We start from the raw sequence: 20,372 nt of genomic DNA, 5'->3' as shown, positions 1-20,372 counted from the left end.
CCCCCACGCCCCTCGCTGGTCAGCGAGCCGCCGTGATCTCAGCCCGAACGAACCCGACGTGCGCTCGAGGCGTTTTCCGACGCGGTTGGCCCAGCCCATAGCCTGAACAGCTGTGAGCGAGCGCACTGAGGCAACCCCCGATCAGACCCGCCCATCACTCGACGACTGGGAGGCGCTGGCGGCCAAGGAGTTGAAGGCCGCCGACACCCGGTCGCTGCGCTGGCACACCCCCGAAGGCCTGGAGGTCAAGCCGCTCTACACCGCCGCGGACCTCGAGGGGATCGACTTCGTGGATTCCCTACCCGGCTTCGCTCCCTTCGTCCGGGGCGTGCGGGCCACCATGTACGCCAACCGCCCCTGGACCATCCGCCAGTACGCCGGCTTCTCCACCGCGGAGGAGTCCAACGCCTTCTACCGCCGGAACCTCGCCGCCGGTCAGATGGGCCTGTCCGTGGCGTTCGACCTCGCCACCCACCGGGGCTACGACAGCGACCATCCACGCGTGGTGGGTGACGTCGGCAAGGCGGGGGTGGCGATCGACTCCGTCGAGGACATGAAGATCCTCTTCGACGGCATCCCGCTCGACCGCATGTCGGTCTCGATGACCATGAACGGCGCGGTGATCCCGGTGCTGGCGATGTTCATCGTGGCCGGGGAGGAGCAGGGCGTCGATCAGGCGCAGCTCAGCGGCACCATCCAGAACGACATCCTCAAAGAGTTCATGGTGCGCAACACCTACATCTATCCCCCCGAGCCGAGCATGCGCATCGTGGCCGACATCATCGAGTACACGGCGCGCAACATGCCGCGGTTCAACTCCATCTCCATCTCCGGCTACCACATGCAGGAAGCCGGAGCCACCGCTGACCAGGAGCTGGCGTTCACCATCGCCGACGGCCTGGAGTACGTCCGCGCCGCACTGGGGAAAGGGCTCGACGTCGACGAGTTCGCCCCTCGCCTGAGCTTCTTCTTCGCCATCGGCATGAACTTCTTCATGGAGATCGCGAAGCTGCGTGCCGCTCGCCTGCTGTGGCACCGGGTGATGTCACGCTTCGATCCGAAGAACCCCCAGTCGCTGATGCTGCGCACCCACTGCCAGACCTCGGGGGTCTCGCTCACCGAGCAGGACCCGTACAACAACGTGGTCCGCACAGCTTTCGAGGCCCTCGCCGCGGTCATCGGGGGCACGCAGAGCCTGCACACCAACAGCTTCGACGAGGCGCTCGGCCTGCCGACGGACTTCAGCGCTCGCATCGCCCGCAACACCCAGTTGATCCTGGCGGAGGAGACCGGCATCACCCACGTGGTCGACCCGCTCGGCGGCAGCTACTACGTGGAGGCGCTCACCAGCGCACTGGCGGAGCGGGCCTGGTCGCTCATCGAGGAGGTCGAGGAGCTCGGAGGCATGACCAAGGCGGTGGCGTCGGGCATGCCGAAGCTGCGCATCGAGGAGAGCGCGGCCCGCCGCCAGGCCCGGGTCGACCGGGGCGAGGACGTCATCGTCGGGGTCAACAAGTACGTACCCGACGACGTGGAGCTGGTCGATGTCCTCGACATCGACAACACGAAGGTCCGCGAGCAGCAGATTGCGAAGCTGCAGCGGGTCCGAGCCGAGCGGGACCAGGCCGCCTGCCAGGAGGCACTCCGGCGCCTGACCGAGGGCGCGGCCGGCAGCGCGAACCTGCTCGAGCTGGCGATCGAGGCCGCCCGGGCCCGGGCCACCGTCGGGGAGATCTCCGACGCCATGGAAGCGGTGTTCGGCCGCCACCGGGCCGAGATCCGTAGCATCTCCGGGGTGTACGGCTCCGCCTACCAGGGCGACGAGGAGTTCGCCGCGCTCACCAGGGAGGTCGAGGCCTTCGCCGAGCGGGAAGGTCGCCGGCCCCGGTTGCTGGTGGTCAAGATGGGCCAGGACGGTCACGATCGCGGCGCCAAAGTCATCGCCACCGCGTTCGCGGACCTCGGCTTCGACGTCGACGTCGGGCCGCTGTTCCAGACCCCCGAGGAAGCTGCCCGCGACGCGGTGGAGCACGACGTGCACGTCGTGGGCGTGTCCAGCCAGGCAGCAGGCCACAAGACCCTGGTGCCCAAGCTCATCGAGGAGCTGCGCAAGGCCGGGGCCGACGACGTCGTGGTGGTGTGTGGCGGGGTCATCCCGCCGCAGGACTACGACACCCTGCGAGACGCGGGCGTGGCCGCCGTGTTCGGTCCCGGCACCAACATCCCGGCTGCGGCCCGCACGGTGCTGAGGCTGCTCGGGGAGCGACGATCGGCCGCGTGACCGAGTCAGTCGACGAACTGGTCCGGGGCATCCGGGCACGGGACCGCCGAGCACTGGCGCGCGCCATCACCCTCGCCGAGTCCTCCCGAGCCGACCATCGCGCCGTCGCCGCCGGGGTGCTCGAGCAGCTGCTCCCCGAGACCGGACGCTCCGTGCGGCTGGGCATCAGCGGGCCTCCGGGTGTGGGCAAGTCGACATTCATCGAGGCCCTCGGGCTCCGGATCGTCGAGGACCACGCCCTCGCCGTGCTGGCCATCGACCCGTCGAGCAGGCGCTCGGGTGGGTCGATCCTCGGTGACAAGACCCGCATGGGCGAGCTCGCCCGCCAGCCTCGGGCGTTCATCCGCCCCACACCGGGGGGTGGCCAGCTCGGTGGAGTGGCCCGGCGCACCCGGGAGGCGATCCTGCTCTGCGAGGCGTCCGGATTCGACGTCGTCATCGTGGAGACCATCGGCGTCGGCCAGTCCGAGGTGGCCGTCGGTGAGATGGTGGACCTGTTCCTCCTGCTGGTCGCACCGGGGGGCGGTGACGAGCTGCAGGGGATCAAGCGGGGGATCATGGAGCTGGCCGACCTGGTGGTGGTGAACAAGGCCGATGGCGACCTGGCCGCGGCCGCCGGCCGGACGGCCGCCGACTACACCAACGCCGTGCACCTGCTCCGGCCGAAGTGGCGGGCGTGGCAGACAAGGGTCCTCACCTGTTCGGCGCTCACCGGTGCGGGCCTGGCGGAGGTGTGGGAGGCGATCCTGGCCTTCCGCGATGCGCTCACGGCCTCGGGTGAGCTGGCGGAGCTGCGCGCCGCACAGGCCAAGGCCTGGATGTGGGCGGAGGTGCGCGACTCGTTGCTCGAACGCTTCGAGAGCGCGGCGAGCGTCCGATCGATGCTCCCGTCGCTCGAGGATCGGGTGGCGCGGGGGGAGATCACCCCCTCCGCGGCGGCCGTCGAGCTGCTGCAGGCGTTCGAGCGCGACAGCTCGACCTGAGGGTCACCATCACCGGAGCCCCTCACCTCGACTCGAGGCGCTCGAGCACGCGTCGGACCACGGCTCGGAGCCGGACCCCGAGGCTGCGTTCGGCTTCCCGCCGCCAGAGGTCCCGCTCCGCTTCCGCGGTCCGCGTCCGCGTACCGAGATCGCGAACGTGCTCCGCGAGCAGCTCCAACTGCTCATCACGCGAGGCCAGCTGGGCTTCGAGCGCCGAGAGGCGGGCCTCGTCCGCCAGGATCCGCCGTCGAAGGTCGGCCAGCCGGTTGGCGTCGCCGGCGCGGAGCAGCATCGGCTGCTCCGACAACGCGTCGTCGATGCGCTCGCCATCGACGACCGGATCGGGGAGGTGACTCCTCGGAACCAGGACGTCTGCTCCGCCCGCAGGCTCGACGCCACACAGGGCGGCGGCTCGCGCGAGGAACACCGCCAACGCGGAGTCACCGTGGCGCTCCTCGGGCACGACGCCAGCGGTCTGGGCCACCTGGGCAGGAATGGCGAACGCAGCCGGGATGACCGGGGCCGGGACGTCGACGTGCACGGGATCGAGCGAGGCCACCGCGACCTCGCCAGCATCGACCGCGAGCGTGGCGAAGCTTCGCTCCCTGCTCGCGCCGACCTCGTCGTCGTAGGTTCGGACCGTTGCCCGCAGGACAGCGCCCACCGCCCGTTGCTCGGCGGCCATGAGCGCTGCCAGCCAACCCGGCCCCACCCGCTCGCCGGAGCGGAGCACGGCGACGTAGCGGCCCCTGGCCTGACGCAGCGCCTCGTTGAGAGCCTCGATCGCCTGTCCGTCTTCGGCATCCACAACCCTGACCTCGTGCTCGACTCCGCGTTGCCCGTCGAGATCGCGGCGCAGGTCGGCGAGGTCGCGTGGGTCGTGTTCGCGGTCGGTGAGCACGATCACCGTGGCGAAGGGCCTGACCTCGTCGACGCGGTCCACCGGTTCGCGCCGCTGCGGAGGGTGGAGCCGGAAGAGCCGGACGAACTGGAAGGTCGACCCGTACGGGTCCGCGGCGTCCCGCCAGGCTCGGAGGAGCCCGTGGGCAGGGGTACCCGGTCGGAGGACCGGCGTGTATGACGGGAAGCACTGGTCGCTCACGGGGCGGATGACGTCGTCGGCTCCGGCCTCGAGCCATCCGGCCTCGAGGAAGACATCCGGCAGGTCCGGGCCCGAGAGGAACTGGGTGTGGGTCCGGTCCAGCAGGCCTTCGTCGGTCGTGTCCCACCGCCCCATGAGCAACTTCGCCCCCACGTCGAAGTGGGTGATGTTGGGGAAGCTGACGACGAGCGGGGCGCCGCTCGGTTCCGCCACCGACGCCAGGGCTCGGAGGGTCGCGGGGATGTCGAGCAGGTGCTCGAGCACGTCGAGGGCCAGGATGGCGGCCAGGCGGCGGCCATCGATGATCCGGGACAGTCGCTCCGCCAGCTCGTCGCCCGGAGCCAGCAGATCGCACCGATGAGCCTCGTGGCCACGGTCCCGCAGCTCTGCCACCGCCTGCTCATCGAGGTCCACCCCGACGTAGCGGTGGCCGAGCTCGACGAGCGGATCCGCGACCGCGCCGTACCCACACCCCAGATCGAGCACCAGACCAGGCTCCAACCCGGCCGACTCGATCAGCCGGACCGCGCTCCCGTAGGAGGTGTCCGGGTCGAACCCGTGCCGGTAACGAGCCCCGCCCTCCGCCGTCATGGGTGCTGCTCGGGATCGCCGAGGTACTCGTAGATGCCCTTGAAGGCGGCCTCCCAGTCGCCGTGACGGGCAGCGATGTCCTCGAGCCCCCTCGCACCCAGCCGGACCCGCAGCGACGGGTCGGCCACGAGCCGGCCGATCGCCTCGGCCAGACCATCGACGGTCCGGCGGCAGCGCAACGAGTTCTCGCCATGGTGGAGGATCCAGTCACCGGCGGGGTTGTCGAACGCCACGACCGGCACCCCGCACGCCATCAGCTCGAGCGGCAGGTACGACGGGTGCGCGGAGACCGTCAGGGCCACGCCCACGTCACAGGTCCGGTAGAGCTGACCCGTCTCCCGGTAGTCGAGCAGCCCCAGATGCTGGATACCGCGCCCGAGATCGTCAGGGGTGGCCCACGAGCCAGCGGTGACGATGTGGACGGCATCACCGAAGCGCTCCTTGACCTGGACGAGCGCCGGGGAGGCCAGTTCCCAGCAGTTACGCCAGTGACCCGGGCGGGCATAGACGAAGACCCGAGCCGGCCCATCGTGGTCGAGCGGTCTCCTGCCCTCAGCGTGGAACACGGAGCGATCCACCGCGGGGGTGAACGCGAACCCCCGGCCCTGGTACTGGTCGCGGTAGATCCGGAGCAGGTTGTCGGTGTTGCACAACCCGTAGAGGCCGAGCCGGTAGCTCTCCTCGGCGAGGGCGTACTGGGTGCCTGCCGGGTAGAACATCGGCTCGAAGTCCTGGATGAGGTAGAACTTGCGACGGGTGCGCCGGAACCGGGCCACCGAGTAGGCGGTGACCCAGAGCGTGGCGATCGACACGTCCGCCGCCGGGGCCGACTCGAGGGCCGGGTCGGTCGGGCCGTCGATGAAGGCGATCGCGCTCTCGGCCAGGGCCGGGAACGCCGCCGCCAGCGCAGAACGGAAGAACGGCTCGTTGGGCGCGGCCATCACCACGAACTGGTTCCGCACCCCGTGTACCCGGGCCAGGTGATCGGCCAAGCGCAACGCGGTGTTGATGCCCCCGTAGAAGGGGCTGTCGATGTCGGGCACGAACCAGTTGATCGTCTCGGGTGCGAAGCCCGCCGCGTTGGCGGCGTGCAGCGCGTGCACCCTGGCCGCGACCTGATCGTCGGCTCGGCACACGTCGGCCAACCACGCGGCCTCGGAGCCCTCCGAGGTCTGGCGGAAGACGGTGAACGACCGGTTGAGCACCTGGCCGACCTTGTCGAGGGGTGCCTGCTCGCCGGTCTCGGCCAGGCGTGGCACGCGGCTGTGCAGGGAGAGGTTGGGGGTGAAGTACGGGTCACCCGCCCGCAACCACTTCTGGTACCGCCAGTAGCTGGCGAAGAAGTCCTCCGTCGGCACGTCGGTGCCACGGGTGGCGGACTCGAGGTGACGTACCACCGCATGGGGTGTGCACACGTTGCGCCACCCGTGGAACCGAGCGTCCAGGCCCAGCACCACGTCGCTGCCGCACAGCACGAACCGTTCGTCGAAGCCGCCGATCTGCTCGAACACCTCTCGGCGCACCGCCACGCACGCCGCGGTGACCGAGAGGAGGTCGCGGTACCAACCCGTCGGACCGAACGGCGTCTCCGAGCCCGGTGCCAGCCCTTCGAAGAGGTGGTCCGCGAACCCGTTGAGGCCGAGGATCACCCCGCCGTGCTGGATCAGGCCGTCCGGGCCGATGAGCTGCGCGCCCACCAACCCGATGCCCGGTTGCACCACCCAACCCACCATCTCCGACAGCCACCCGGGATCGAGCGGCTCGGTGTCGTCGTTGAGGAACACCAGCACCTCGCCGGGGGCGTCGACAGCCGCCGCGTTGTTCACCGCCGAGTAGTTGAACGGCTCCTCCCACCAGCTCACACGCAGGTCGAGGGAACCGGCGAACTGCCCATACCACGCTTCGTTCTCGGGGGTCCGGGGACCGTTGTCGACGATGCGGACGTCGAAGGAGGGGTAGGCCGTCCTGGCGAGTGCCGGCAGGCACACCGAGAGCATCGTGCGGCTGTGCCTCGTCGGGATGACGATGGTGACGTGGGGGGGATCGTCCAGAGCCCATCGCACCCGCACGCCGGTCGGCGTCGGGGACACCGACGCCCGCTGCCCGAGACGGTCGATGTGCTCCTGGACCACCGCGACGGCGAGCTCACCGTGAGCCTGCGGCCGCCGACCGAGGTGAGCCAGCACCTTCGGCAGCCGAACCACGCTGGTCTCGTCCAGGCCGAGGCGCAGGAGCAGGTCCCACCAGGCCGCGTCACCGAGGTCCGAGCGGAAACCCCCTGCGGCCACCACCCGCTCCCGGCGCACGGCGAACGAGCGACCGAGGTAGTTGGCCCCCAGCAACATGTCGGGTGACCACGAAGGCCGGAACAACGGATCGGCCACGGTGCCGTCGGCGGTCAGCACGTCGTCGTCCCAATGGACGAGATCAACGGCAGGGTCGTCGACCGCCGTGGCGGCGATGCGGAAGAACAGGTCGGGCTCGAGCCGATCACCGGCCTCGAGCACGAGCACGAACGCCCGGGGGTCGCCATCGGCCATGAACCTCGAGACCGCGAGGGAGCGGTCACCATCGCGATCCCCCACCCGCACCCGCGGATCGCCCGGATGGTCGAGACCGCCGTCGAGACCGCCACCGACGACCAGTGCCGACCAGCCGCCGAAGGTCTGCAGGCGCAGCGAGCGCACGGTGCGCTCGAGCGCGGCGCGGGCGCCAGGTCCGGGCGGGGCGATCACCACGCACTCGATCGCGCACCGCAACCGCTGCTCGGCGGCTCGGCCGGTCTGGTAGAGGATCTCCTCCGCACTGAGCCGGTTGCGCTCGAGGAACGCCGCATAGCTCTGCTCGCGCGCCGGTGGCTGGGTGGCCACCCACCACAGCGCGCGGGCCCGCTCCCCATAACGGAGCCCGTCGAGCGCGAGCTGCCGGCCCATGCGGGCCACGGCGCGCCGCGTCGAGCCGGGTGGGACGAGACGCTCGAGTGCCTCCCGGGCCTTCATCGCAGCGCCTCGGCCCGAGGACCGACGGGTGCCTCCCATCGCCCGAGCAGGTCCACGAGACCTGGCACCGACCTCGAGGACCGCTGGACGTGGAGCTTGGCGCAACGCTGCTGGTGATCGAACCGGATCATGCCGTGGCGATCGTGCACCGCCGTGCTGAGAAGGTACTCGCCCGGTGCCAGAGCCAACTGATCGATGCGATAGTCGACGTACCCCTCGCCGACGAGGACCTCGGACCGTCGATCGTCCGGACGCATCCCGGGGGTGGCCACGTGCACGCCGTTCGCGCTCTCGACCGCGAAGGAGAACAGCGGCGATTCCACCGGCTCCGATGCCCGGTAACGGATCCGGACCGTGAGCGGCTCCAGGCTCAGCGCCACCTGGGTGGGTTGGCCGTCCGATCCCAGGAACTCCACCGCTTCGATGGACAGCGGGCGCAACGACGCCTCGACGTCGAGACCACCTTCGGGGACACCGAGCTCGCTGGCCACCTCGGCTTCGTGCTCGAAGCGCTCCGCTTCGCGCTCGTTGACCTTGCTGACGTAGTGGTGCACGACGTCGCCAGCGGGACCCTCGGCCAGCAACTTGCCATGGTCGAGCCACGCGGCCCTGCTGCACATGCTCTGCACCAACCCGAGGCTGTGGGTCACCATCACGATCGTGACCCCTCGGTTACGAAGCCGGTAGAGGTGCTCGAAGCAACGGCGCTGGAACTCCTCGTCGCCGACCGCGATGACCTCGTCGATCAGGAGGATCTGTGGGTCGACGTGGACCGCGACCGAGAACCCGAGCCGGACGTACATCCCGCTCGAGTAGTGCTTCACCGGCGTGTCGATGAAGGGCTCGATGCCCGAGAACGCGACGATCTCATCGAGGATCTTGTCGGTGTCCCGCCGGCGGAAACCGAGGATGGCGGCGTTCAGGTAGATGTTCTCGCGTCCCGTCAGATCCGGGTGGAAGCCTGCGCCCAGCTCGAGCAGCGCCGAGATCCGACCGTTGGCGACGATCCGACCCTTGGTCGGGCGGTGGATGTTGGCCATCAGCCGCAGGAGACTCGACTTGCCTGAGCCGTTGTGGCCCACGAGCCCGTACACCGAGGCCTCGGGCACCTCGAGGCTGACGTCGTCGAGGGCCCAGAACTCCTCGTAACGATCGCGAGCGAAGCGGGTCACCCGCTCCTTCAGACTGGTGGGCCGGCTCTTGTAGACCTTGAATCGCTTCGAGACCCCCTCGACGACGATGGCGGCGCTTCCCGTCACAGCTCCTCCGCCACGTTGCGGGCCTTCACGTTGAACGCCGCGGTCCCGGCGAGGAACACCACGACGGAGGCGACCATGGCGTAGAGCATGCCTGCCGTGGAGGGCCAGCGGAGGCTGTAGAACGCGTCACGCGACCACTCGACGAACTGCGTCAACGGGTTGAGCTCGATGAGCCGCCGGACCGGGATGCCCCCGACCTTCGCCGGGATGATGTCGATGCTGTAGATGATCGGCGTGGCGTAGAAGAGGAGCTGCATGAAGATGCCGACCAGGTAGCTGACGTCGCGGTAGAGGACGTTGTACACGCTCAGGAAGAGGCCCAGGCCGAGGGCGAACAGACCGAGGAAGACCAGGATCACCGGGAACAGCAGGAAGGTGACCGACGCGTTCCCCAGCAGCACCATGATCGCCGCGAGGATGCCTCCTTCGATCGCCGCTTGGAGCAGTACGGTCAGCATGTTCGCGATCGCCGGGGCGGCAGGCGGGAAGTACACCTTGTTGAGCAGGCCCCCGGAGCCCTGCAGGGCGGAGATCGACCCGGTTACGGCGCCGTTGAAGAAGTTCCACACGACGAGCGCGCAGAACAGGTACATGCCGAACAGCCCGATCCGCCCGTTGCCCATCGGCGGCGGCTGCTGGGCCAGGAAGACACCGAACACGAGGGTGTAGATGCCGAGGGTGGCCGCCGGGTTGATCAGGGACCACAGCCATCCGAGCAGGCTCTTCTTGTAGCGAGCTCGCAGCTCCCGCTGAGCGAGGTTGTAGATGAGGTTCCGGTAGGTCCAGATCTCGGTTGCGGCGGTCACGTGTGCAGTCGTCCTCGGATCAGACCGAACTCGGCCGATGGCTCGTGCGACGAGGCATCCGGGCGTTCCCGCTCCCAGATCCGGGGCGGCTCCAACGCCGCGTTCCGGCGAGCGTGAAGGGATCCGAGCATACCAGCCGGTCAGGATCCCCCCGAAGACCGGCCGGCGAACCAGCGGGTCGCCCGTGACCTCCAACTCCTGCGGGGTGGGGTGGTGATGAACGGGCGGACCGCGTCGGCCAAGCGGGTGTCGACCACCAGCGGGCGGGGGCCGCTCGGGAGGTCGAGCACGCCGGGTCCCTCGTCTCGCCAGGAGTTCGCCGCCCACTCAGCCTCGAGCTCCCCCGCCTCGGCGAGCCGCGCCCATCGCCGCACGTGCCAGCTGATGTCGGGGGGGAGACCCAACTCGTCCACCCGCCGACCGTGCTCGGCCTTCTTCTCGAGCACCTCGCGAGCTCGCAGGCCTGCGTGCAGGCACACGATCTCCGGGGTGTCGATCACCGGGCCGTCGACGCCATCGATGTGGTGTGCCCCCCCGTGGACGATGATGCCCGGCCCGGGTCGGGCGAGGCAGTTGACCGGATGGTTCATCTCCACGTAGGCGATCTCGCCGGCCTCGACCAGACGCCGGGCGTCCTCCAGCGTTCCCCGGGTTCCCGGCACGCGGCGGGTGATCGTCAGGAGAGCCTGGGGTGATCGGGCTCGCACGTCACGCCGCTGGACGAGGTTCACCACCTCGCAGCGCAGGACGCTGGCGTCGGTCCGGGCCAGCACCGCTCGGAGGTCACCACCGGGGGTCCACCAGAACTCATCGCCGTCGATGTTGACGACCCAGTCGGCACCCATGGCCCCCGCCGCCCGGGCGAGCCGCGTCCGGACCACGTCCTGCTGGTACGGGCCCGGATCGATCTCCACGTGGATGGACGGGTCGGAACGGGCCAGCTCGACCAGGATCTCCGCCGTGCCGTCGGTCGAGCCGTTGTCCACCACCAGGAACTGGTCGATGCCGATCGATCGGTGGTAGCGGAGGTTGACCTCGACGAAGTCGGCCTCGTTGCGCAGCAACATGATGCCGGCGATGCGCATCGGCGGATCCTATTCGCCGCTGCGCAGGGCTGAGCGCGCCCTGGCCGCGACCCGCTGGAGCAGGCCCATGAGCCCCGGCACCGCCAGCGCGCCCGGTACGACCGGCTGAGCCCGCCCGCCGGCGAGGCGGTCCGCTGCCCGGCGAGGCTCGGCGCACAGTTCGACGAGCGGCCTGCTCACGACCGACCACTCGTAGGCCGGAGCGAGGTCCGACACTCGACGCGAGCAGGCGGCCCGCACCTCGCGGTCGCGCAGCCGGCCGATCGCCTCGGCCATCGCCGCGGCGTCCTCGGCGGGCACGACCGCTCCCAGCGCGCGCTCACGGACCAGCTCGGCGAAGCTGTCGCCCTCGGAGGTGAGGATGGGCAGACCGGCCCACAGGTAGTCGAGCAGCCGGGTCCGGAATGAGAAGGTGGTCTCGACGTGCCGCCGGTGCACCGAGACCCCGATGTCGGCGTCGGTGAGGTAGGCGGCCCGCTCGTCATAGGAGATCCAACGGTCCGAGAAGACCACTCTGGTGCCGATCAGCCCCCGGTCAGTGGCCGCATCCCGGGCCGCCTGCGCCATGGGCATCACCGGCACCTCAGGCGTGGGGTGCGCGATGCCAGCGAAGAAGAGCTTCACGTTCGGGTCGTCGACCAGCGCCACCGCGTCGATCAAGGTCAACGGATCAAGCCACTGGTAGATGCCGCCACCCCAGTAGAGCACCACGTCGTCGGCAGCGAACGGGCCGTCGGGTCCCCGCAACGGCCGGTACTGGGCAAGGGGCGGATCGGTGGGCAGGCCGAACGGCACGATCGGGATGAGCCGGTCGAGTGTCGGGTCCTCGCCGTAGGTCCTCGGGTTGACCCGACCGATCGCGGTGAGCAGCCCGATGAGCAGGTGGCGCTGGCGTTCCGACGCGCAGAGCACGGCATCGGCGTACCGGAGCGGTTCGACCATCTGGGCCAGCGCATCGAGGAACCGGGCGTCCTGCTCCTGTGGGGCCGCCGGCGCGAACCACTCCAGTACCTCGAAGAGGACCGGATCGTAGGCGTCGGCCACCACGACCAGGTCGTGGTCGGCGATCCAGTCGAAACGATGGAGCAGCGACGGCATGGCCACCACGACGTCAGCCCAGTCGACGTGGGGCTCCAGGTCGAGCCGTTCCCGGAAGGTCATGGACCGGAACGGGAGGGCGGCGAGGGAGACCTCATGGGTTGATCCCAACATGACCTCGAACGAGCGATCCAGCACCCGGGCCAGCTCGACGGCTCGGATGGCCGGCCCCGCCATCGCACCCCCGACCTTGTCAGCGGTGAGAACGAGCACACGCGTCGGGCGGCCGGCCATGGGCCAGCGACCTTACCAGTGGGCCCTGCCGACCCTCACCGGCACAGGGACGCTCAACTCAACCCCCGGACAGGACGGGCTAGCGTGGCGAGAGGTCCCCACGACGATGCCGCCCTCCGCCCCGACCAGTACCCCGCACCCGGCACGTGCCGGCTTCGGCTCCCGCCTCGACGATCGCCGGGTCTGGTGGGTCTCCTTTCTCCTCCTCGGTGCGCTGGGGGCGATCTGGGCCCTCTCGATGCCCCCGCTGGTCGGTCCGGACGAACCCGCACACGCCGGCAAGGCGGCAGCCGTGGTGCGGGGTGAGCTCACCTGGGTGGCGCGTGAGGACATCCTCGGCACCAGCGATCGTGAGGTGACCCGGTCGGAGATCTGGCTTCGCATGCCTCGCGCCTACGCGGAGCCCGACTATGCATGTATCGCACTGCCTCCCCTGAGGCCGGCGAGCTGCATGAGCCCCGTCCCGCGCCTCACCGATGAGGTCGAGGCCATCAACTCTGCCGGCGCGTACCCGCCCGTGTTCTACGCGCTCGTCGGCTGGCCCTCCCTCCTGCTCCCGCCATCAAAGGCGATGTATTTGATGCGGCTCGTGAACGTGGCACTGTGCTCGGCCCTGCTGGCCTCAGCGCTGGTGGCGGCCCGCCGGGCCGATGCGAGTGGTACGACGATCATCGGGGTGGCGGCTGCGGTAACGCCCATGGTCGTGTTTCTCGCCGCGGTCATCAACCCCAACGCCGTGGAGATCGTGGCAGCCATGTGCACCCTCGCAGCCGGCCTCGAGCTCCTACGGACCGAGGGAAGACCGTCCACCCGGTCAATCGCCCGGTTCTTCGTTGCGTCGTCGATGCTGATCCTCGCCCGACCGCTGTCGATGGTGATGCTCCTCGCGATCGTCGCCCTACTCGCCCTCGCAGCCTCGAGCCGCGCCAACCTCAGGACGCTGGCCGGTGACCGACGCGTGCAGATCGGCGCGGTCGGGCTGTCCGTGGCCGCCGGCTTCGCGGCGTTCTGGCTCGCGTACGCGACCCCGCAGCGCGCGCTCTGGGGAGGGCCCCGCCCGGGGATCACGCTGCCCGAGGCCTTGCGTGAATCCGTGAGCATGTTTCCGTGGCGGGTGCGCCAGATGATCGGCGTGTTCGGGTGGATCGACGCCCACGACGCCCTGCCGGTGTGGATGATCGTGTGGTGGCTCGCGGTTGTGGGGGTGCTCGTGGTCGCAGCGTTGGTGGTCGGCTCGGCCCGCCAGAGGCTGACCGTCGTCGCATCGGTGATCGGTGTCATCGCGCTGACGCTCTCCGAGATCACCCAGGCCGAGCGCATCGGCTTCGTGTGGCAGGGCCGGTACTCGCTGCCCGTCGCGATCGCGGTGCCCATCCTGGCGGCCTGGGTGATCGGGACGTCAGGGCGGATCGGGTGGCGTCAGGCACGCGGCATGGGTGCCCTGGCGATCGGATCCCTTACCGTGATCATGCTCTTCTCCTACGTCGTGGTCATGCGCCGGTACGTGATCGGTGCGCCGTCGCCGTACCTCGACTACCTGCTCGAAGGCGACTGGGAGCCGAAGCTGCCCAAGCACCTGCTGCTCGCGCTCGCCACGCTGGCCACCACGGCCCTCGGTCTGTGGCTGGGGACGCTGGCGCTGGCCCGTCAGCACCCACCAGCCGGCGCGGGCCCGGGCGAGGAAGGCATCCCAGCGGCCGGCACCAGCGCCGTGAGCAGCTCGGCGTCGCTCACCGTCTGACGGCGACGGAGGCGCCGGCGGACCCGGAGCGCGTGCGGTGCCGAGCGGAGGAAGCCGAGCCCGGCACGCAGCCTCCGGTACGTCGGCACCGGGTTGGGGCGGCGACCCTGCGCCAGCGCTGCGGCGATGTCGCGGCGTGCCGCGTCGTAGGTCTGGCCGAGGAACCCTCCGAGCGCCCGCCTGAGAAGCGGCACGGGCGCGTTCTTCGCCAGGACGAGCAGCCGGTTCCGCTCGGTGAAGTACTGGAACCGGGCTGATCCGTCGATGCTGGTGGCCGCGTGCAGGTGGCGGACCCGGGCGTGCGGCACGAACCGGTACCGCCATCCCCGGGCCTGACCTCGCCACGAGAGGTCGGTGTCCTCGTAGTAGAGGAACAGGTGCTCGTCGAACAGCCCCACGTCAGCCAGGTAGTCGGGGCGCAGCAACACCGCGCCCCCGCACCACGCGAAGACCTCGGCCGGCTCGTCGAACTGACCGCTGTCCACCTCCCCGAACCCCCGGTCGGCCCCGTAGCCGTCGTCGAAGACCACCGAACCGGCGTTGTTGACCACGTCGACGGGTTCGCCGTCCACCGCCACCTCGATCCACGAAGGTCGCTCGTGGACCTCGACGTCCGTCCGCACCCGGCCCGAGGTGAACGTCGCTGCCCGGGGCGAGAGCGCGGCCGCCTGCAGCTCGATCCGGTCCGGTCGCGGCTCCCCCCGCCGCACCGGCACCCGCACGACGGCCCGTCGCCCGGTCCACTGCCAGCTGCTGCGCCCCGAGACCTCCAGACCATGACCACCGTGGGGAACGTGCACCCGGCGCCACACGTCTTCACCGGCCACCCTGGCCCCGGTCAGCTTCACCCCCAGCTCGCGGGGATCACCAGGGCCCGGGCGCTCAGCCGGTGCCTCGACCGCCAGCTCGACGTACTGATGCTCGAACAGGATCAACGGGCACGCGGCGCCGAGTGACCGATCGGCCTCGAGCGCCTCCACCAGCGGTGCCAGGAAGTCCGGCTCGACGAACGCGTCGTTGTTCACGAGGCCCACGTAGCGCACGCCGGCCAGGTCTCGCAGGGCGACGTTGTTGGCGGGAAACCCTCGATTGCGATCGAGCTGCACCACCTCGACCCTCGGGTGGCGGGCGGCGACGGCGTGCGCGCTGCCGTCGCTGGAGCCGTTGTCGATCAGCACCAACTCCAGCTCGTCGGGTGGCCACCGCAGTGCCGTCAAGTGGTCGAAACAGCGCACCACCTCATGGCCACCGTTGTAGTTGAGCACGACGAGCCGGACCCGTCCCCGCTCGGCCATCGGATCAGCGGTCGAGCAGCCGGGCAACGAGGCGATCGAGGCTGTGGCGGTAGTGCGGGAGCAGCGGCACGCCCGACAGCCGGAGCGCGGCGTTGTCGAGCACCGAGTTGGCCGGCCTGGGTGCCGGGCGCGGTGGGTCGAGCTCGGAGGTGGCGATCGGCCGCACCCGATCCGGGTCCTGGCCTGCACACTCGAGCACAGCCCGGGCGAACTCGTACCAGGAGACCGCGCCCTGGTTCGTGACATGGAACAAGCCGGTGCGGCGCTCGACCACCAGCCGCTTGATCATCGCCGCCAGATCGTCGGCGAAGGTCGGGTGGCCACGCTGGTCGTCGACGAAGGACAGCACGTCGTGCTCGGCCGCGAGCCGCAGGATGGTCTTGACCATGTTGTTGCCGTGGAAGCCGCACACCCACGACGTGCGGATGATGGTCGCAGTGGGACCGACCTCCTGCTCACCGCCGAGCTTGGAGCGTCCGTAGACCGAGACCGGATTGGGCTGATCCCACTCCAGGTAGGGCCCGGTCTTCGAACCGTCGAACACGTAGTCGGTCGAGAGGTGGACCAGATGGGCGCCCACCACCCGAGCGGCCTCCGCCAGGTAGCGGGGCCCCAGCGCGTTGACGAGGAACGCTCGGTCGGGGTCGAGCTCGCAGGCGTCCACCGCGGTCCAGGCTGCCGCGTTGACGACGGCATCCGGCTCGAAGGCGCAGATCGCCGACATCGCAGCGTCGCGATCGGCGAGGTCGAGGCTGGCGCGGTCGAACCCCACGACCTCGTGACCATCGGCGGTGAAGACCTCGACCAACTCCCGGCCGACCTGCCCCCCGGCCCCGGTGATCAGCACCCGCATGTCAGGAGCCCTTGAGCGGTTCCCACCACCAACGGTTGGCCCGGTACCAGTCCACCGTGGTGGCGAGCGCTTCATCGAGATCGCGCTGCGGTTTCCAACCGAGCGCCCGGATCTTCGAGCAGTCGATCGAGTAGCGCCGGTCATGCCCGGGCCGGTCGGTCACGTACTCGATCATCTCGTCACCTGCTCCGCACAGCCGCAGGACCCGCTCGGTCAGATCCCGATTCGTGATCTCGTTACCGCCGCCGATGTTGTAGATCTCCCCCACCTCGCCGGATCGCAGCACCAGGTCGACGCCGGCGCAGTTGTCCTCGACGTAGAGCCAGTCCCGCACGTTCAGCCCGTCGCCGTACAACGGGACCTTCCTGCCCTCGAGCAGGTTCGTGACGAACAGCGGGATGACCTTCTCCGGATACTGGTACGGCCCGAAGTTGTTCGACGAGCGGGTCACGATCACCGGCAGGCCATAGGTGCTGACGTAGGACAGCGCGATGAGATCGCTGCCCGCTTTCGACGCGCTGTACGGCGAGCGGGGACCGAGCGGGTCACTCTCCTTGAACGAGCCGTGCTCGATGGAGCCGTAGACCTCGTCGGTGGAGATGTGGATGAACCTCCCCACCTCGAGACGCCGAGCGACGTCGCACATCACGTTGGTGCCGTCGCAGTTGGTGCGGACGAACTCGTCGGGGCTGACGATCGATCGGTCGACATGGCTCTCGGCGGCGAAGTGGACCACCGCATCGTGCCCCCGCATCGCCTCGGTCACCGCCTCCCGGTCACAGATGTCGCCCTTCACGAACCGGTAGCGGGGGTCATCGGTCAGGTCACGGAGCGTCTCGAGGTTGCCGGCATAGGTCAACGCGTCGAAGACCGTCACCTCGTCGTCGGTGTGGGACAGCACGTACCGCACGTAGTTCGAGCCGATGAAGCCCGCGGCACCGGTGACGAACAGCTTCATTGATCGATCATCCTCCCAGACTGGTCGGCACCGGTGACCGGCCAGGCAACGCGCCGGACGTCCTGGTGTCTCGGCCCACGGGCATCATCAGGTTCGCAGACCGTTGTGCGGTCGCCAGCGGGGCTCGATCTCCGAGCGCCGTGGGTTCTTCCGATCCCGGTCGGACAGGATGGGGTCGGCCACGCCCCAGTCCGCGCCGATCTCGGGGTCGTCCCAGGCCACACCGAGCTCGTCGGCAGGGTTGTAGTAGCCGTCGACCAGGTAGGTGATGGTCATGTCGGTGAGCGCGGCGAACCCGTGGGCCACGCCCGGCGGGATGAACACCCCGCGGTGGGAATGGGTGCCGTCGGGCTGGCGCCCCAGGTCGAGGGTCAGGGTCGCGCCATCGGTCGGTGAGCCGACCCGGAGGTCGTGGAGCACCACCCGTGCCGTGCCGTAGGGGACGTACCAGTAGTCGGCCTGGTGGAGGTGGTAGTGGAGACCGACAACGGCTCCCGCCTGCCGGTCACCGCGGTTGCCCTGCACCATCTCCCGCCCCTGCGGGAACCATGCTCTGCGGTAGGTCTCGACGAAGAACCCGCGATCGTCGCCATGGACGACGGGATCGACGAGGTACACGCCGGCGATCGTGTCTGATTCCGTGACGGTGGCCATGGAACGGCCACGCTACCGCCTGGGCAGCCCTGGGGGTGTCCGCTCCATCCCGATCGGGGCGAGATCACAGGATCCGGCAACCGAGCAAGGGGTTGGTGCTACCCGGTCCCACGTTGATCGCGTACAGGCACACCTGCTGGGGACCAGGTGCGACCGCGAGCGTGACGTCGAACCCGTGGTTCGGCCCGAAATCGGGATAGACGAGTGCCACGTCCGGCCGAGCCACACCCGCGGTGAAGGACCCACCCCAGCCCCCGTTCACGTACGCGTGGACGGCCACGGGTGCGGCCGTATCGGGATCGATCACCCAACCTTGGAACCTCACCTGGTTCGACGACCGGCTGGCGGAGTCGACGGTCCCGAACGGGCTCCGGTTGGCGGTGAACGCCCGGCAGCCGATCAACGCGTTCGAACCGGCGGCCACGTTGATGCCGTAGACGCACAGCTGATGGGTGCCGTCGGAGGTGGGTGGCACCGTGACGGTGAAGCCGTGCGACGGACCGAAGAAGGGGAAGGCGGCTCCGACATCGGGACGGTCCCCGTTGGCCAGCCCTTGCCCCGCCCAGCGACCGTCGACGTAGACGTGCACCGCGATCGGCGCGGTCGTGTCAGGGTCGAGCGCCCACCCGCTGACCCGGAGGACCTCAGCGGCCTCCACGCCGTCGACGCTGCCCAGCGGATCGCCGGAGACGATGACCTTCCGACAGCCGATCGTCTGGTCACCGGCGCCACCGAGAACGTTCACGGCCCGCACGCACACCTCGTGCGGACCGCCACCCACGCCGTCCACCGCGATCCGATACCCGTGGTTCGCCCCGGACGAGGGGAACACGAGACCGACATCGGGGCGGCTCTGGTCGGCGGTCACGGTGGCCCGGAGCTGTGCGTCCACGAGAACCTGGACGACGATCGGGTCCGCGGTGTCGGGGTCGAGCGCCCACCCGGACACCGTCACCGAGCCGACCCCGGCCTGGACCGCATCCACGCTGCCCACCGGGACGCCGTCCAGCACGAGCACCGATCGGCACCCGAGCAAAGGGTTCGTGTCGCCGGTGCCCACGTTGATCGCGTACACACAGGCCCGGTGCGGGCCGCCGCTGACGGCGCCGACCTCGAACAGCCAGCCGTGCCTCGGCCCCGCTCCCGGGAACGTGCTCTGGACGTCGGGCCGCTCGAGATCGGCCGTGGTGGAACTGATCCAGCGGCCGTCGAGGTAGAGGTGGACATCGATCGGCGCGGTGGTGTCCGGATCTGCGGCCCAGCCGGCGATCCGCAGCGTCCCGCTGGCAGGCGACGACGCGCCGTCGACCGAGCCCACCGGGTTCGGCAGGACAGTCCGGCACCCGAGCAGCGGATTCGTGGTGCCCGGGCCGGTGTTGATCGCGAAGGCACAGACCTTGTGGGCCCCGGGACCGACCGGGATGGTGGCCTGGAAGCCGTGGTTCGAACCGAAGCCGGGGTACGCGGCGCCGACGTCGGGGCGGGAGCCGTTCGCGGTCACGGATCCACCCCAGCGGTCGTCGACGTAGAGGTGGACGTTGACCGACCCGACGGTGTCGGGGTCGATCGCCCACCCGGTGACCGTGAGGGCCCCCGGCCCGAGCGACGCGCCGTCGAGCGAGCCGAAGGGGTTGCCCACGGCCACACCGCTCGTCGGTCCCGCCATCGCGGCCAGGTTCGACGCCGCGCAGCAGAAGCGGTTCATGTCCACGTTGCCGATGATTCCCGGGACCTGGCCGGTACTGGAGTACTGCCAGAACGTCCAGGTGCCCCAGGCGCTGGGCACGTAGGTCGGCACCGGCTTCGAGGTGTACGAGGGCAACCAGAGCCGGTACCCGGACAGCGCGGTGGTCGAGGCGAGTTGGTCCTTCCAGAAGAAGTACCCGGTGTAGACCACGGGACGGCGACCCGTGAGCGCCTCCACCTCCTGCAACCAGGTCAGGCTCCACGCGACCAGATCGTTGGGTGACAACCCGCCGGTCTCCTCGAGATCGAACATCGGTGGGAGGTCGAGGGGACCGCCCATCGAGCCCGTCCGGGACACGAAGTAGCGCGCCTGGGCCTGCGCGGTCGACAGCGGGAGCGCAGGCCGGGCGTAGTGGTAGGCCCCCCGGTAGAGCCCGGCGCTGGCGATGCCCGACCAGTCACCGGCGAAGTACGGGTTGGTGTAGGTGGTGGCTTCGGTCGCCTTGACGTACGCGAACGAGTGCCCGGCCGCCTTGACCTGGGCCCAGTCGATGGGGGCTCCGTTGGGATGCTGGTAGGAGGCCACGTCCACCCCGGTGATGGCGGCCGCGGGCAGCACCGGGACCAGCACCGCCATGGCGACGGCCACCGCGAGGGCTGCTCGCCTGGCCAAGCGCACGGCTGGGACATGAGGCATGGGGAGAGCACCTCCGGGTGGGTCGGAGCGCGCCGTCGCCGCGCGACCGT

Annotated in this window: 14 protein-coding genes; 3 read left to right on the top strand and 11 right to left on the bottom strand. The window is 69.9% G+C overall.

Features of this window, described 5'->3' with window-relative positions:
* The first annotated feature begins 112 nt into the window (after positions 1–112).
* Positions 113–2,281 carry a methylmalonyl-CoA mutase gene (scpA, locus tag V7004_RS03065; protein WP_334142055.1) on the top strand — a complete coding sequence of 723 codons (2,169 nt, stop codon included), beginning with the start codon at positions 113–115 and terminating at the stop codon, positions 2,279–2,281.
* Positions 2,278–3,264: a methylmalonyl Co-A mutase-associated GTPase MeaB gene (meaB, locus tag V7004_RS03060; protein ID WP_334142053.1), complete on the top strand. Its 987-nt coding sequence runs from the start codon at positions 2,278–2,280 to the stop codon at positions 3,262–3,264. Before scpA ends, meaB begins: the two co-directional genes overlap by 4 nt.
* A gap of 22 nt (positions 3,265–3,286) precedes the next feature.
* On the opposite strand, the gene V7004_RS03055 is transcribed toward meaB, so the two are convergent.
* The 6 genes from V7004_RS03055 to V7004_RS03030 form a co-directional block, all read right to left on the bottom strand.
* Positions 3,287–4,957 carry a methyltransferase domain-containing protein gene (locus V7004_RS03055; RefSeq protein ID WP_334142051.1) on the bottom strand — a complete coding sequence of 557 codons (1,671 nt, stop codon included), beginning with the start codon at positions 4,955–4,957 and terminating at the stop codon, positions 3,287–3,289.
* Complete coding sequence (locus V7004_RS03050; RefSeq protein ID WP_334142050.1) at positions 4,954–7,956, bottom strand: rhamnosyltransferase WsaF family glycosyltransferase; 3,003 nt, start codon at positions 7,954–7,956, stop codon at positions 4,954–4,956. Before V7004_RS03050 ends, V7004_RS03055 begins: the two co-directional genes overlap by 4 nt.
* Positions 7,953–9,215, bottom strand: coding sequence for an ABC transporter ATP-binding protein (locus tag V7004_RS03045; RefSeq protein ID WP_334142049.1), 1,263 nt, complete (start codon positions 9,213–9,215; stop codon positions 7,953–7,955). The genes V7004_RS03050 and V7004_RS03045 overlap by 4 nt, the downstream gene beginning before the upstream one ends.
* Positions 9,212–10,021: an ABC transporter permease gene (locus tag V7004_RS03040; protein WP_334142048.1), complete on the bottom strand. Its 810-nt coding sequence runs from the start codon at positions 10,019–10,021 to the stop codon at positions 9,212–9,214. The genes V7004_RS03045 and V7004_RS03040 overlap by 4 nt, the downstream gene beginning before the upstream one ends.
* 140 nt (positions 10,022–10,161) lie before the next feature.
* Positions 10,162–11,106 carry a glycosyltransferase family 2 protein gene (locus tag V7004_RS03035; RefSeq protein WP_334142046.1) on the bottom strand — a complete coding sequence of 315 codons (945 nt, stop codon included), beginning with the start codon at positions 11,104–11,106 and terminating at the stop codon, positions 10,162–10,164.
* A gap of 9 nt (positions 11,107–11,115) precedes the next feature.
* Positions 11,116–12,438 (bottom strand): glycosyltransferase, encoded by a 1,323-nt coding sequence (locus V7004_RS03030; RefSeq protein ID WP_334142042.1) that lies wholly within the window; start codon positions 12,436–12,438, stop codon positions 11,116–11,118.
* 106 nt (positions 12,439–12,544) lie between these two features.
* Here V7004_RS03030 and V7004_RS03025 point away from each other — a divergent pair, with 106 nt between their 5' ends.
* Entirely contained in the window at positions 12,545–14,179 is a 1,635-nt protein-coding gene (locus V7004_RS03025; RefSeq protein ID WP_334142040.1) for a DUF2142 domain-containing protein, read from the top strand.
* Here the strand turns inward: V7004_RS03025 and V7004_RS03020 are convergent.
* From V7004_RS03020 to V7004_RS03000, 5 genes are all read right to left on the bottom strand, one after another.
* Complete coding sequence (locus V7004_RS03020; protein ID WP_334142038.1) at positions 14,086–15,474, bottom strand: glycosyltransferase family 2 protein; 1,389 nt, start codon at positions 15,472–15,474, stop codon at positions 14,086–14,088. The two genes, V7004_RS03025 and V7004_RS03020, sit on opposite strands and share 94 nt — an antisense overlap.
* A 4-nt stretch (positions 15,475–15,478) precedes the next feature.
* On the bottom strand, positions 15,479–16,327 hold the full coding sequence (gene rfbD, locus V7004_RS03015) for a dTDP-4-dehydrorhamnose reductase (protein ID WP_334142036.1): 849 nt from the start codon (positions 16,325–16,327) through the stop codon (positions 15,479–15,481).
* A 1-nt stretch (position 16,328) separates the two neighbouring features.
* Entirely contained in the window at positions 16,329–17,285 is a 957-nt protein-coding gene (gene rfbB / locus V7004_RS03010; RefSeq protein WP_334142034.1) for a dTDP-glucose 4,6-dehydratase, read from the bottom strand.
* An 87-nt stretch (positions 17,286–17,372) separates the two neighbouring features.
* Complete coding sequence (locus V7004_RS03005; protein ID WP_334142032.1) at positions 17,373–17,939, bottom strand: dTDP-4-dehydrorhamnose 3,5-epimerase family protein; 567 nt, start codon at positions 17,937–17,939, stop codon at positions 17,373–17,375.
* 64 nt (positions 17,940–18,003) lie between these two features.
* Positions 18,004–20,322: a glycoside hydrolase family 25 protein gene (locus V7004_RS03000; RefSeq protein WP_334142030.1), complete on the bottom strand. Its 2,319-nt coding sequence runs from the start codon at positions 20,320–20,322 to the stop codon at positions 18,004–18,006.
* Between the last annotated feature and the right edge of the window lie 50 nt (positions 20,323–20,372).

This window comes from Rhabdothermincola sp. (genome assembly GCF_036846205.1).
Classification (GTDB): Bacteria; Actinomycetota; Acidimicrobiia; order Acidimicrobiales; family Acidimicrobilacustridaceae; genus Rhabdothermincola.
Note: the sequence above shows the minus strand (reverse complement) of the source record. Positions and strands in the feature narration are given on the sequence as shown.